The organism is Microbulbifer aestuariivivens (assembly GCF_039545115.1).
In the GTDB taxonomy this organism is placed as follows: Bacteria; Pseudomonadota; Gammaproteobacteria; order Pseudomonadales; family Cellvibrionaceae; genus Microbulbifer; species Microbulbifer aestuariivivens.
This window is the reverse complement of record NZ_BAABRT010000004.1, coordinates 29,637-43,080: the sequence shown is the minus strand read 5'-3', so window position 1 is coordinate 43,080 and position 13,444 is coordinate 29,637. Positions and strand designations below refer to the sequence as shown.

At 62.7% G+C, this 13,444-nt stretch carries 11 protein-coding genes and 1 pseudogene; 9 read left to right on the top strand and 3 right to left on the bottom strand.

The features are described 5' to 3' along the window. Positions 1–66: 66 nt before the first annotated feature. The gene (locus ABEA58_RS03460; RefSeq protein WP_345548879.1) at positions 67–810 is read left to right on the top strand and encodes a YebC/PmpR family DNA-binding transcriptional regulator; all 744 of its coding nucleotides are present in this window, start codon (positions 67–69) and stop codon (positions 808–810) included. Positions 811–946: 136 nt separating this feature from the next. Here the strand turns inward: ABEA58_RS03460 and ABEA58_RS03455 are convergent, their stop codons facing one another. Both ABEA58_RS03455 and recN read right to left on the bottom strand, forming a co-directional pair. Beyond that, entirely contained in the window at positions 947–1,540 is a 594-nt protein-coding gene (locus tag ABEA58_RS03455) for a 1-acyl-sn-glycerol-3-phosphate acyltransferase (RefSeq protein WP_345548877.1), read from the bottom strand. A 109-nt stretch (positions 1,541–1,649) separates the two neighbouring features. Next, positions 1,650–3,317, bottom strand: coding sequence for a DNA repair protein RecN (gene recN / locus ABEA58_RS03450; RefSeq protein ID WP_345548875.1), 1,668 nt, complete (start codon positions 3,315–3,317; stop codon positions 1,650–1,652). Positions 3,318–3,595: 278 nt separating this feature from the next. Between recN and grpE the strand changes: the two genes are divergently transcribed. The 3 genes from grpE (at position 3,596) to dnaJ (ending at position 7,686) form a co-directional block, all read left to right on the top strand. Continuing rightward, a complete protein-coding gene (grpE, locus tag ABEA58_RS03445) occupies positions 3,596–4,243 on the top strand; it encodes a nucleotide exchange factor GrpE (RefSeq protein ID WP_345548874.1) in 648 nt (215 codons plus the stop codon). A 204-nt stretch (positions 4,244–4,447) separates the two neighbouring features. Beyond that, a complete protein-coding gene (dnaK, locus tag ABEA58_RS03440) occupies positions 4,448–6,379 on the top strand; it encodes a molecular chaperone DnaK (protein WP_345549108.1) in 1,932 nt (643 codons plus the stop codon). A gap of 188 nt (positions 6,380–6,567) precedes the next feature. After that, complete coding sequence (gene dnaJ, locus ABEA58_RS03435) at positions 6,568–7,686, top strand: molecular chaperone DnaJ (RefSeq protein WP_345548872.1); 1,119 nt, start codon at positions 6,568–6,570, stop codon at positions 7,684–7,686. A 78-nt stretch (positions 7,687–7,764) separates the two neighbouring features. On the opposite strand, the gene ABEA58_RS03430 is transcribed toward dnaJ, so the two are convergent. Further along, on the bottom strand, positions 7,765–8,229 hold the full coding sequence (locus ABEA58_RS03430) for a hypothetical protein (RefSeq protein WP_345548870.1): 465 nt from the start codon (positions 8,227–8,229) through the stop codon (positions 7,765–7,767). Positions 8,230–8,435: 206 nt separating this feature from the next. Between ABEA58_RS03430 and dapB the strand changes: the two genes are divergently transcribed. From dapB to carA, 5 genes and pseudogenes are all read left to right on the top strand, one after another. Next, a complete protein-coding gene (gene dapB, locus ABEA58_RS03425; protein WP_345548868.1) occupies positions 8,436–9,257 on the top strand; it encodes a 4-hydroxy-tetrahydrodipicolinate reductase in 822 nt (273 codons plus the stop codon). A gap of 60 nt (positions 9,258–9,317) precedes the next feature. Then, a pseudogene (locus ABEA58_RS03420) lies at positions 9,318–9,725 on the top strand (ATP-dependent zinc protease family protein); the annotation flags it as partial. Between the two features lie 84 nt (positions 9,726–9,809). Next, complete coding sequence (gene rimK / locus ABEA58_RS03415) at positions 9,810–10,757, top strand: 30S ribosomal protein S6--L-glutamate ligase (protein ID WP_345549106.1); 948 nt, start codon at positions 9,810–9,812, stop codon at positions 10,755–10,757. Between the two features lie 545 nt (positions 10,758–11,302). Continuing rightward, complete coding sequence (locus ABEA58_RS03410) at positions 11,303–11,779, top strand: YfiR family protein (protein ID WP_345548866.1); 477 nt, start codon at positions 11,303–11,305, stop codon at positions 11,777–11,779. A gap of 461 nt (positions 11,780–12,240) precedes the next feature. Further along, complete coding sequence (gene carA, locus ABEA58_RS03405) at positions 12,241–13,392, top strand: glutamine-hydrolyzing carbamoyl-phosphate synthase small subunit (protein ID WP_345549104.1); 1,152 nt, start codon at positions 12,241–12,243, stop codon at positions 13,390–13,392. Positions 13,393–13,444: the final 52 nt, after the last annotated feature.

The window sequence follows — 13,444 nt, the reverse complement described above, 5'->3', positions numbered from 1 at the left end:
TGCGCCGCCATTGTGGCGGCGCGCTTGTGAATCTAGTGATAACCGACGAAACCCCGGAGAGTTCTGATGGCCGGACATAGTAAATGGGCCAATATCAAGCACCGCAAGGCGGCTCAGGATGCCAAGCGTGGCAAGGTTTTTACCAAGATCATCCGCGAGCTGACCGTGGCCGCCAAGGGCGGCGCCAACCCGGAAGACAATCCCACCCTGCGCGCCACTATCGATAAGGCGCTGGGCGCCAACATGAAAAAGGACACCATCGAGAAGGCCATCGCCCGCGGTGCCGGCAATGCCGATGGTGACAATTATGAGGCGGTGACTTATGAGGGTTACGGCGTGGGCGGCGTTGCGGTTCTGGTGGAGTGCCTGACCGACAATCGCAACCGCACCGTGGCCGAGGTGCGCCACGCTTTCAGCAAGCGCGGCGGCAACCTGGGTACCGACGGCTCCGTGGCCTACCTCTTCTCCCGCAAGGGGCAGATGTTTTACGAACCCGGTACGGATGAGGACGCCCTGATGGAGGCGGCTCTGGAGGCGGGTGCGGAAGACATCGAGACCAATGACGATGGCAGCATCGAGGTCACCACCGAGTTCCAGGATTACATGCCGGTAAAAGACGCCCTGACCGCGGCGGGCTTCAAGCCGGACGGAGCGGAAATCGTCATGATCCCCGCCACCACCGTGCCCATGGACAAGGACGGTGCGGAAAAGGTGCTGGCGCTGGTGGATATGCTCGAGGATCTCGACGACGTGCAGAACGTCTACACCAATGCCGATATTTCGGAAGAAGTGATGGCCGAGCTGGGCTGATGCCCTTTATTTACACGGCTTTGGACCGCTCGAAACTTGATATTGAGTTCGAGAAACAAAAAAAGACGGGCACATGCCCGTCTTTTTTTTGCTTTTTTGCCCTGGCGCCTGCGGTTGCGGGGCGCCCAGCTGCCGATCAGATCGGCGGCGTGTAGAGCTCGGGGAACTTGCCGATCTTGTCCGCGTAGAAATCGCGCAGGCGTTTCAGCTCCGCTTGCAGGTCATCCCCCATCGTAAACGCCGGGCCGAGCCCAAGCTCTTTCTTGGGAAAATTGATAAAGCCGCACACCACCGGCACCGCCGCTCCCCGGGCGATATGGTAGAAGCCGGTCTTCCAGCGCTCGGCACTGCTGCGGGTGCCCTCCGGCGGAACCGCGACGATCAGCGATGTATTGCGGTTGAAGGCGTTGACGGTGCCCTCGACCAAGTTGTTGGCCTTGCTGCGGTCAACGGCGATACCGCCGAACCAGCGCATGATGCCACCGAGGGGAAAGCTGAACAGCTTGTCCTTGCCCATCCACTGCGGCACCAGCTTCAGTTTCAGCGCGGCGAGGATGAAATAGTAGCCATCCCAGTTGGTGGTGTGGGGGGCGCCAAGCAGCACATACTTCTTCAGCTTTTTGCTGCTTTGATCGCAGACCACATGCCAGCCGTGCAGCTTCAGCAGCAGGCGCGCGACCTGCCGCAGCAGGGGGGTGATCAGTGGCGTATTGAAAATGGTTCTTTGCATAGGTCGAGCCCGGATTGTCTCAGGCGGTGCAGTATAAAGTGACTTGCTTAGCCGTGCCCGGTCATTTTAGGTCGGCGGACACGGTTTGTGTGGCTAAGGGGTCAGATTTTCACGCCCGTGCCAGCATTTCGCCCGCGTGAGCCAGGGACTGCTCCGTCGGTTCGCCCCCCAGCATGCGCGCGATTTCCTCGCGACGCTCGCTGTTCTTGAGCTCCCGCAGGGAAACAAAAGCGCTGTCGCCATCGGCATGTTTTTCCACCAGGTACTGGCGGTGGGCGCGGGCGGCTACCTGGGCCAGGTGGGTGACACAGATCACCTGGCCGCCGCGGCCGTTGCGTGCCTCGCCCAGCTGGCGCAGCAGGCGCCCCACCACTTCGCCAGTGGCGCCGCCGATGCCCACGTCCACCTCGTCGAATACCAGCGTTGGCGTGCGTGAGGTCTGCGCCGTCACCACCTGGATGGCGAGGCTGACCCGGGAAAGCTCGCCGCCGGAGGCGATCCGTGCCAGTGGGCGCGGCGCCTGGCCGGGATTGGTGGCGATCAGCAGCTCCACCTCCTCCAGTCCGCTGGCGGTGGGTTTCTCCAGTGGCAGCAGCGCCAGTTCCACCCGCGCGTGGGGCATGGCCAGGGCGGCGAGCTGCTGGTTGACCGCCTGTGCAAGCCGCTCGGCGGCCTCCGCGCGGCACTGGCCGAGCCGCGCTGCCACATTGCGGTAATTCTGCTCCAGGGTCTCGCATTCAGCGGCCATCTTGTCCAGTGCGTCCGGCGCGCCGATCTCGTCCAGCTCCGCCTGCAACTGCTCCTGCAGCTGCGGCAGCTGGTCGGGCTGCACCCGGTGCTTGCGGGCAGTCTGGTAGATGGCGCTGAGGCGCTCTTCCACTTCCGCCAGTCGCTCGGGGTCCATCTCAAAGCCGTCGATATGGCGCGAAAGGGTTCCGGCCGCTTCATCCACCTGAATGCGGGCGCTGTCGAGCATTTGCGCCACCTCCGTCAGGGCCGGTGACTGCTCCGGCATCGCCGTCAGCAGTTGCAGTGCGCGGTGCAGCTGCTCGGCGATATCCCCCTCGCCTCCGGAGAGCATGGCGGCCAGCTGGTAACTGCCGCTGAGGATTTCACCGGCATTGGCCAGCTGGCGCTGCTCGCTCTCAAGGGCGTCAATCTCGTCGGCTCGCAGGTCGAGCTGTTCCAGCTCTTCCAGCTGGTACTGCAGCAGTGTGCGGCGCGCCTCGGTCTCCTCGGCGCTGTCGGCCAGGGCCCGGTAACGGCGGTAGCGGTCCTGCCAGGTCTTGAAGTGAATGCGGGTCTCGGCGGCCAGTTCCTGCGCCTCGGCGTACTCGTCCAGCAGGCGCCGGTGGGTGTCTTTTTTCAGCAGCGACTGGTGCTCGTGCTGGCTGTGGATGTCGATCAGCTGCTCCCCCAGGGCCCGCAGCTGCAGCAGCGTCACCGGCTGGCCGTTGATGTAGGCGCGGGAGCGGCCATCGGCACCGATCACCCGGCGCAGGATCACTTCGCGGCCGGCATCCATCTCCTGCTCCTCGAGCCAGGCGGCAGCCTGCGGATGATCGCCGATATCAAAGGTGGCGTGGATGTCGGCGCGGTTGGCGCCGGCGCGCACCAGCTCGGCGTTGCCCCGGTCCCCCAGGGCCAGGCCCAGGGCGTCGAGGGTGATGGATTTGCCGGCACCGGTTTCGCCGGTAAGGGCGCTGGTGCCCGGGCCGAACTCCAGTTCCAGCTGGTCCACCAGGGTGAATTGACTGATCGACAGGTGCAGCAACATAGGAATCGCTTCTGTGGCCGTTCTTGTTGTGTTGGCTTGTGCTTGGCCGGGCGCGCCCGACCGGGGTAAATAAGTGGTTATTTATACAGTAATGGTTTCGGGTTCGCCAGTCGCGCCGCGGGACATTACCCTACCGCGAAAATCCACTTGAAGAATATGACCGAGGCCCCATATAGCCCTGCACTTGCCGCAATTTGCCGCGGGGCCATCCCCTGGCGGCGGAGCGAGGAGCAGATACCACTCGAATTCAATGACACCCGACGCGACGGAGTAGAGCAGTGGCTAAACAGCGCAGCGAACAAGAGCAGAATATGGACAGCGGGCCTGAGCACAAGGAAGCCCTCAGCGATCAGCACGCAGAGGCTCAGGCCGCGGAGCCGGAAGTGGAGATAGAAGACCCCTCGGCCGAGGAGCAGCACGAGGCCGAGGAGGCCCTGCACGAGGGGGCGCACAGCGCCGAGGCGCTGAAGGCCCAGATCATCAGTCTGCAGGAGCAGCTGGACCTGCAGAAAGATTCGGTGCTGCGCGCCCAGGCCGAGGCCCAGAACGCGCGCCGCCGTGCCGAGCAGGATATCGACCGGGCGCGCAAGTACGCGGTGGAGAAACTGCTGCAGGACCTGCTGCCGGTGGTGGACAACCTGGAGCGGGCGCTGGCGAGTATCGACGCCAGTGACGAATCCAACAAGGCCATCATCGAGGGGATTGAGCTGACCCACAAATCCTTTGTCGACACTCTGGCGAAGAACTCCGTTGAGGTAGTGGACCCCGCCGGCCAGCCCTTCGACCCCGAGCTGCACCAGGCCATGGCCCAGGTGCCCAATGGCGATGTGGAGCCGAACACCGTGCTCGAAGTTTTCCAGAAAGGTTATCGCCTGCATGGCCGCCTGGTGCGCCCGGCCATGGTGGTCGTGAGTAAGGCGCCTTAATTCAGGCTTCAGTTCAGGCTTCGGAAATCAAATTCCGGGCAAAACAGCGCGGGCTGATATGAGCGAGTGCAAGCGAATTACAGGCTGACGACAAAAAGCCCCTTGAAAAAGTAAGGCCGGCACCAAATATAGCTGGCAACGCAGAATTGAAACGCGCGGCGGCCCGCAGGAGCGGAAAGCGTGCAGACACTAGAGGACAAAGTAATGGGAAAAATTATCGGCATCGACCTGGGTACCACCAACAGCTGTGTGGCGGTTCTGGACGGCGATAAAGCGCGTGTAATCGAAAACGCAGAGGGTGATCGCACCACTCCCTCCATCGTCGCTTTTACCGACGATAACGAAGTCCTGGTGGGTCAGTCTGCCAAGCGCCAGGCGGTGACCAACCCGCAGAACACCCTGTTTGCCGTGAAGCGCCTGATCGGCCGCAAATTCAAGGACGACGTGGTGCAGAAGGACATCAAAATGGTGCCCTACCACATCGTCGAAGCCGAGAATGGCGACGCCTGGGTGGAAGTGAAAGGCGACAAGAAAGCGCCACCGCAGATTTCCGCCGAGGTGCTGAAAAAGATGAAAAAGACCGCTGAGGATTTCCTCGGCGAGAAGGTCGATGCCGCGGTAATCACCGTGCCGGCCTACTTTAACGATTCCCAGCGCCAGGCCACCAAAGACGCCGGTCGTATCGCTGGTCTCGACGTCAAGCGCATCATCAACGAGCCGACAGCCGCGGCACTGGCCTACGGCATGGATAAGGCCGGCGGCGACCGCACCATCGCGGTGTACGACCTCGGTGGTGGCACCTTCGATATCTCCATTATCGAAATCGCCGACGTCGACGGCGAAAAGCAGTTTGAAGTGCTGTCCACCAACGGCGACACCTTCCTCGGTGGTGAAGACTTCGACATGCGCCTGATCGATTATCTGGCGGAGCAGTTCAAGAAAGAGCAGGGCATCGACTTGAAGGGCGACCCGCTGGCGATGCAGCGCCTGAAGGAAGCCGCCGAGAAGGCCAAGATCGAGCTGTCCTCCAGCCAGCAGACCGAAGTGAACCTGCCGTACATCACCGCCGACGCCACTGGTCCCAAGCACTTGGTGGTGAAGATGACTCGCGCCAAGCTGGAGAGCCTGGTGGAAGACCTGGTTGCCCGCTCCCTGGAGCCGGTCAAGACGGCACTGGCGGACGCGGACCTGTCCGCCTCCGGCGTCGACGAGGTGATCCTGGTGGGCGGCCAGACCCGCATGCCGCTGGTGCAGCAGAAAGTCACCGAGTTCTTCGGCAAAGAGCCGCGCAAAGACGTGAACCCGGACGAGGCGGTGGCCATGGGCGCGGCCATTCAGGGCGCAGTACTGGCCGGCGACGTGAAAGACGTGCTGCTGCTGGATGTCACCCCGCTGACTCTGGGTATCGAAACCATGGGTGGTGTGGCCACGCCGCTGATCGACAAAAACACCACTATTCCGACCAAGAAGTCGCAGGTATTCTCCACCGCCGACGACAACCAGACCGCTGTGACCATTCATGTGGTGCAGGGTGAGCGCAAGCAGGCGTCCCAGAACAAGTCCCTGGGCCGTTTTGACCTGGCGGATATCCCGCCCGCGCCCCGCGGTATGCCGCAGATCGAGGTGACCTTCGATATCGATGCCAACGGCATCCTGCATGTTCACGCCAAGGACAAGGCCACCGGCAAGGAGCAGTCCATTGTCATCAAGGCCTCCTCCGGCCTGTCCGAGGAGGAGATCGACAAGATGGTGCAGGACGCCGAGGCCAACGCCGAGGCGGACAAGCAGTTCGAGGAGCTGGTTACCGCCCGCAACACGCTTGATGGCATGATCAGCGCCACCAAGAAGACCCTGGAAGAGGCCGGTGACAAGGCCACAGCCGAAGAGAAGTCCGCGATTGAGGCGGCCATCTCCGAGGCTGAAGAAGCGGTCAAGGGTAATGACAAGGCGGCGATGGAAGCGGCCACCAACAAGTTGACCGAAGCCTCCGGCCCGCTGGCTCAGAAGATGTACGCCGAACAGGCGCAGGCGGCGCAGGGCGCCGAGGGCGCTGAGCAGGCGCAGCAGTCCGGCGGCGATGACGCAGTGGATGCGGAATTCGAAGAGGTGAAGGACGATAAAAAAGAGGACAAATAAGCCGCGATAGCGGACCGAAAGTCCTTCGCAGGGCGCGGCGGTTTACCCACGGGAGCCGCCGCGCCCTTGTCGTTTGCGGCCGGGCGACCGGCAGCGGGCGATTTCGCCGACGGGAGAGCGGCGTGTTTGGGTTTGGAGAGAGCAAAGCAGCCTGACCGGCGTATCGGCCGGTCCAGAGAAATAGAGATATGTCGAAGCGCGATTACTACGAAATTCTCGGTGTCAGCAAAGGTGCGGATGAGAAAGAGCTGAAAAAAGCCTATCGCCGGGTGGCCATGAAATATCACCCGGACCGCAACCCCGACGACAAGGAGGCGGAGGCCAAGTTCAAGGAGGCCAACGAGGCCTACGAGGTTCTATCCGACCCGCAGAAAAAAGCCGCCTATGACCAGTATGGCCACGAAGGACTCGAGGGGCAGATGGGCGGTGGCGCCGGTGGTTTCGGTGGTTTCTCCGATATTTTCGGCGACGTGTTTGGCGATATTTTCGGTGGTGGCGGCGGTCGCCGCGGTGGCCCCGCGCGCGGTTCCGACCTGCGCTATGACCTGGAGCTGGATCTGGAGGATGCGGTGCGCGGCACCACTGTGCAGATCCGTGTTCCCACCCTGGTAAGCTGTGACACCTGTGACGGCTCCGGTGCCAAGCCCGGCACCAAACCGCAGACCTGCGGCACTTGTGGCGGTGTCGGCCAGGTGCGTATGCAGCAGGGTTTTTTCTCGGTGCAGCAGGCCTGCCCCAACTGTCGCGGTCGCGGCAGCATTATCAGTGACCCCTGTGGCAGCTGTCACGGTGCCGGTCGCGTCGAGCAGACCAAGACCCTGTCGGTGAAGGTGCCGCCCGGTGTCGATACCGGCGATCGTATCCGCCTGTCCGGCGAGGGCGAGGCGGGACCCGACGGCGGCCCTGCCGGCGACCTGTATGTGCAGGTGGTGGTGAAGGAGCACGACCTGTTCCAGCGCGATGGCCGCAACCTCTACTGCGAGGTGCCGATCAGTTTTACCACCGCGGCGTTGGGCGGTGAGCTGGAGGTGCCCACCCTGGAGGGCAAGGTGAAGCTGAAGATTCCCGCGGAGTCCCAGACCGGCAAGCTGTTCCGCCTGCGCGGCAAGGGCGTCACGCCGGTGCGCGGCGGCGCGCCCGGTGACCTGTTGTGTCGCGTGGTGGTGGAAACCCCTGTCAACCTGACCAGCAGGCAGAAAGAGCTGCTGCAGGAATTCGCCGGCACCCTCAGTGAGAAGAAAAATTCCCCGCGCCAAACCGGCTGGTTTGAAGGGGTGAAAAACTTTTTTGGTGAGATGAAACTCTAGCGCTTGGCGGCGGCGTTCCGCCGCACTAAAGCCGAGGGCGGCCACACGGCCGCCCTTTTTATTTCTGGCCGATTTTCCTCAAGACTTCCCGTGCATCAGCCGGTCGAGCCGTTCGCGAAAGTCCTGGTGATATTCACTCTGTATTTCCTTCAGGGATTTCAGCTGTTGCGGTGACAGCAACGGCACCAGCTTTGCGCGTGTTTCCGCGCGGATGGCGACCATCTTTGCATCGATTTCCTCCACCAGCTGCTCGTTGAGATGTGGGCTTTTGCCGCTGCGGAATCCGTAGCTTTTCAGCATCTTCTTTTTACGCTGAAAATCCTGCTGCAGGATCGGCAGGACTTTTTCCTCCTGCTCAGGAGACAGATCCAGTTTCAGGGTCACCCAGTCGGTAATGTCGTCATACTTTTCCCAGAAGTCCTCGCCCAGCCCTTCGTCGCGGGCGCACCCGGAGAGCAAGATTAAAAGTGTGCCGAGGAAGAGCCAGCGGTAAGTGCTGCTCGCGGAGCTGGCTATAGAGGGGATTGGTTGCCGCTTCATCATAAATTCTCCGTTGCTCTCATCAATCCTAGTCTTTTCTTGTCGCAGTCCTCGCTAATCCTGCATCGAGCCGAGCTTTTGTGCGCCATTGCGTTGATCAATAAATGGTCGGCGCGAGTGGCTCTGGTATCTTTTTACTGGCTCCCGCAGCGACAGGCGCCGCCACTGCGCGGTAGAATCCGACGCTTTGTGCAATCAGGAGAGAATGCATGGCGGTCAAGGTTGCAGTCACCGGTTTCGGTGGCCGAATGGGGCGGGCGCTGGCGGAGGCGCTGGCGCAATCTGCTGCTGCGGAACTGTCGGCGGCGATAGTGCGGCCTGGGTCCAGTCTGGTGGGTGCCGATGCCGGCGAGATGGCCGGTCTCGGCAAACTGGGGCTGCCAATCGTCGGTGCGCTGGAGGAGGCTGAATTCGACGTGTTGATCGATTTTTCCACCCCGGCCGCGACCCTCGCCAATGCGGCTTTCTGCGCCGAGCAGGGCAAGCCAATCGTGATCGGCACCACCGGTTTCACCGTCGAGGAAAAGGAGCGGCTGCTGCAGGCGGCGGAGCGCATTCCGCTGTGCCTCGCCAGCAACTTTTCCACCGGCGTAAATCTCTGCTTCCAGCTTCTGCAGATGGCCGCGCGCGTTATGGGTGAGGATGCCGATATTGAAATTGTCGAAGCCCATCACCGCCATAAAGTGGACGCGCCCTCGGGCACGGCGCTCAGTATGGGGGAGGTGATCGCCGATACCCTGGGGCGCGACCTGTCGCAAGTGGCCGTGTATGGTCGCGAGGGGCAGACCGGCGCCCGCGAGCGCGACACTATCGGTTTTGCCACCGTGCGCGGTGGCGATGTGGTGGGGGATCACACAGTGATGTTCCTCGCCGACGGCGAGCGGGTCGAGATCAGCCACCGCGCCAGCAGCCGCCTCTCGTTTGCCCGCGGCGCGGTGCGCGCTGCCCTGTGGCTGGTGGGCGAGGCGGGCGGACACGGCCAGCAACCTGCCCCCGGCCATTACGACATGCGCGATGTCCTCGGCCTGTAACTTATTCGTTGGGGTTTGCACAGTTGCGTCTCGCGCAGTGTTGCCCAGTTCAAGGAGCCAATGGGTTTGGAAAAGAAATTGATCGTCGGCAGTGAGGAGTGGTGCAGCTTCCCCGCGCTCGGCATTCCCGCCATCAAGGCCCGCGTGGACTCTGGAGCCAAGACCTCCAGTCTGCACGCCTACAACATTCAGACGTTTAAACGGGATGGCGAATCCTGGGTGAGCTTTGAGGCGCACCCGCTGCAGCATCTGCGCCGGCCTTCGGTGCGCTGTGAGGCGAAGCTGCTGGACAAGCGTATGGTGCGCAGTTCCTCGGGCGACTCGGAGAAGCGCCCGGTGATTCGCACCTCCCTGTCCATCGGCGGCAGTGTCTGGGACATCGAGCTGACCCTGACCAATCGCGACACCATGGGCTACCGCATGCTGCTGGGACGCGAGGCGATGCTCGGCCGTATGCTGGTGGACCCGTCCGAGAGCTTCTGCCTCGGCGAAGTGCGCCCCAGCGAACTGGAGGAGCTGTACCGCGACGAGCACCATATTGCCGGCACCGGCCTGCGCATCGGCGTGCTGGCCTCCAACCCGGACCTGTACAGCAATCAGCGCATCATGGAAGCGGGGGCGGAACGCGGGCACCGCATGAGCTTTCTGGATATCCGCCAGTGCTATATGAAGCTCGATCCCTCCGACCCGGAAGTGCACTACCGCGACGGTCGTATCCTCAACAACCTGGACGCGGTGATTCCCCGCATCCGCCCCAGCCAGACGTTTTATGGCTGCGCGCTGACGCGCCACTTTGAGAGTCTGGGGGTGTTTGCCTTGAATGGCTCGGCGGCCATCAGCCAGTCGCGGGACAAGCTGTTCTCCCTGCAGCTGCTGCAGCAGAACGGCCTGAATATCCCCACCTCGGGTTTTGCCAACTCGCCTGTGGACACCAATGAACTGATCGAAATGGTGGGCGGTGCCCCCCTGATTGTGAAGTTGCTGGAGGGCACCCAAGGGCGCGGCGTGGTGCTGGCGGAGACGCGCAAGGCGGGTGAGTCCGTGATCAATGCGTTCAAGTCGCTGAAGGCCAACCTGCTGGTGCAGGAGTTTATCCGCGAGGCCGAGGGGCGCGACCTGCGTCTGTTCGTGATCGACGGCAAAGTGGTGGCATCGATTCAGCGCGAGGCTGCGCCCGGTGAGTTCCGCGCCAATATCCATCAGGGCGGCACGGCTTCCGTGGTCAAGGTGACCTCTGAAGAAAAGCGCCTGGCGGTGAAGGCGGCCAAGGTGCTCGGGCTCAAGGTGGCGGGCGTGGATATCATCCGCTCGAAAAAAGGACCGCTGCTTTTGGAGGTCAACTCCTCCCCGGGGCTTGAGGGCATCGAGAGCGCCACCCGTAAGGATGTGGCGGGCGCCATGATTATTTCCATTGAGAAGGCGCTCAAATGGCGGCCGCCCATCGTGAGTCCCAGCACTACCCTGTCCAGCGAAGTCGCGGCGACTCCCGACGAGGATTGACCCCCCTTCCTCAAGAGTCGGCTGGGTGTACCGGTTTTGCCGCGCCGGTGCACCCGTCCTCGAGCCCGGTCGACCCCCGCCTTTGCCGTACCCGCCTGTAGCGCAACTCCTCACTCCCCGGACCCAAAAAACCCGCAACCGCAAAGCTTCAAAACCGCGCAGCTCTCCAGTCCCGCAGCTGCCAAAGGCTCTTCTGCGCACCCTGCCTGCCCGGCGGCCCGGTCGCTTCTTTGGCGAAGCACTGCCACCCAGACTAACCTCACAACGGGGGGTTGGGCGTTGGAAGCCTGAGGTTGAAGGGCCAGAGGTTGAAGGGCCAGAGGTTTAAGGGGAAGTCGAGGGGTGGCCGAAGAGGGATGGCCGAGGGGCAGATCGCGGGAGCGAAGGCCGGTAAGGCGGCGGATAATCGGATAGCGGACAGGGTGGGCGCAACAGACATGAAAAACGACAGGGTGCTATCTCAGTGTGTGGCCCGGCGGGGCTTGGCCCTTTGCCTGAGCCTGGCGGCAATTTTTGCGAGCATCGGCGCCGGTGCTGCGCCGCGCTTGTCGGAGACGGAAGCCGGCAGGCAGGTCATGGTCAATTACATTATTCACTTCGCGCACCATGTTCAGTGGCCCATCGAGGCTTTTACCGGCACCGGGGGGCCGTTTCGGTTCTGTATCATCGGTGAGGGCTCAATGCGCGAGCCCCTGTGGGCGCGCCTCAAGCATCAGAGTATCGACGGGCGCCGCCCTCTGGTGGAGACGCTGGAGCCGGGGGAGTTGCGCCGCGCGCGGGATTGTCAGGTTCTGCTGATGCAGGCTCTACCGCGGGTCGACCAGTTGGAGATGATCGGTGCGATGCAGTATTTCCCGGTGCTCACCATCAGCGATTCCCCCCGCTTTGCCGCGGTTGGCGGCATGGTGGAATTTGCCGGCAGCGGCGCGCAGGTCTCTCTGCGCCTGAATCAGACCATGCTGGAAAGAGCGGAGCTGAAAACCGGCACCAGCCTGTTCCGGCTGGCGCGGCACATGCCCTAGCACACACACCCGATGCACACACCCGATGACAGCCGGCTTATCCGGCTGGCACTGCTTAACAGCCGGCGCTGCGGCGGGCGCCGGGCCACAGCTGACGGCTGTCCAGCGGGGTCGGCAACACTGGCGTGGGGTGCAGGGGCGTTGCTTTTTTGCTCTGGCGTCTTTCGGCTACATACCGTACAATCTGCGCCCGGTTTGGGCTTATGCCGCAGCGAGGTTTGACCGCGCAGCCGCAGCCCCCTAAATGCCGGTGACAAGCGCCGGCCAACCTGTGAGAGCCGCGCGTGAATAATTTCAAATAAGCGAGATGAAGCGTCAGTTTCATCTCGCTTTTTTATAGGGGCGATCCGGGCAGTGCTGCCCGGCAGCCATTCGCTGTTGCCCCTAGCCATCCCGCCCGGAAGCAGTTCTGAAGATTGGAGATCACGTTGAGTAAAACTGTCACCACGCCGGAGTCCCTGATGCCCCGCCCACTGATGGAGAGTACGACACCGGCCCTGCTGGTCCTCGCCGACGGCAGTGAGTTTCACGGGCGCGCGATCGGCGCTCACGGCAGCTCGACCGGGGAGGTGGTGTTCAACACCTCGATGACCGGCTATCAGGAAATCCTGACCGACCCATCCTATGCGCGCCAGATCGTCACGCTGACCTATCCGCACATCGGCAATACCGGCACCAACAGCGAAGACGAGGAGTGCGATGAAATCTGGGCCGCAGGCCTGGTGATTCGCGACCTGCCGCTGGTGGCCAGCAGTTTCCGCAGCGAGCAATCGCTGGAGGACTACCTCAAGGCGCGCAATATTGTCGGGATCGCGGACATCGATACCCGCCGCCTGACGCGCCTGCTGCGCGACGGTGGCGCCCAGAGCGGCTGTATCGTCGCCGGTGACAACATCGACCGCGACGCGGCGCTGGCCAAGGCGCGCGAGTTTGCCGGCCTCAAGGGCATGGACCTGGCCAAGGTGGTCTCCACCAAGAAGCCCTACGCCTTCAATGAGGGCACCTGGGAGCTGGGGCTGGGTCACAAGCCGGCGCCCGCCGAGCAGCCCTACAAAGTCGTGGCCTACGATTTCGGCGTTAAGCGCAACATCCTGCGCATGCTGGTGGACCGCGGCTGCGAGATCACCGTGGTGCCGGCCGAGACACCGGCCTCCGAGGTGTTGGCCATGAATCCGGACGGCGTCTTCCTGTCCAACGGCCCCGGCGACCCCGAGCCCTGTGACTACGCCATCGCCGCCATCCGCGAGATTCTCGCCGCCGAGATCCCCACTTATGGCATCTGCCTGGGCCATCAGTTGCTGGGCCTGGCTGTTGGCGCCCGCACCGCGAAGATGAAGTTCGGTCACCACGGTGGCAACCATCCGGTGCAGTGCCTGCAGAGTGGACGGGTGATGATCACCGCCCAGAACCACGGCTTTGCCATCGACGAGGACTCCCTGCCGGACAGCGTGGAGGTGACCCATGTCTCCCTGTTCGACAAGACCAACCAGGGTATTCGCCTCAAGGACAAGCCGGCGTTCAGCTTCCAGGGGCATCCGGAAGCGAGCCCGGGACCGCACGACATGGCGCCACTGTTCGACTACTTTGTCGACCTGATGGCCGCGCGCCGCTAGGCGCCAGCACGGTAAAACGCCCGAGAGACAACTTTAAAACGACCGGCTCGCC

What these genes read in the sequence shown, in the direction of transcription:
- ABEA58_RS03460 (WP_345548879.1), top strand. Translation starts at nt 67, where the DNA reads ATGGCCGGACATAGTAAATGGGCCAATATCAAGCACCGCAAGGCGGCT.
- recN (WP_345548875.1), bottom strand. Translation starts at nt 3,317, where the DNA reads ATGTTGCTGCACCTGTCGATCAGTCAATTCACCCTGGTGGACCAGCTG.
- dapB (WP_345548868.1), top strand. Translation starts at nt 8,436, where the DNA reads ATGGCGGTCAAGGTTGCAGTCACCGGTTTCGGTGGCCGAATGGGGCGG.
- carA (WP_345549104.1), top strand. Translation starts at nt 12,241, where the DNA reads ATGCCCCGCCCACTGATGGAGAGTACGACACCGGCCCTGCTGGTCCTC.
- ABEA58_RS03430 (WP_345548870.1), bottom strand. Translation starts at nt 8,229, where the DNA reads ATGATGAAGCGGCAACCAATCCCCTCTATAGCCAGCTCCGCGAGCAGC.
- dnaK (WP_345549108.1), top strand. Translation starts at nt 4,448, where the DNA reads ATGGGAAAAATTATCGGCATCGACCTGGGTACCACCAACAGCTGTGTG.
- dnaJ (WP_345548872.1), top strand. Translation starts at nt 6,568, where the DNA reads ATGTCGAAGCGCGATTACTACGAAATTCTCGGTGTCAGCAAAGGTGCG.
- ABEA58_RS03455 (WP_345548877.1), bottom strand. Translation starts at nt 1,540, where the DNA reads ATGCAAAGAACCATTTTCAATACGCCACTGATCACCCCCCTGCTGCGG.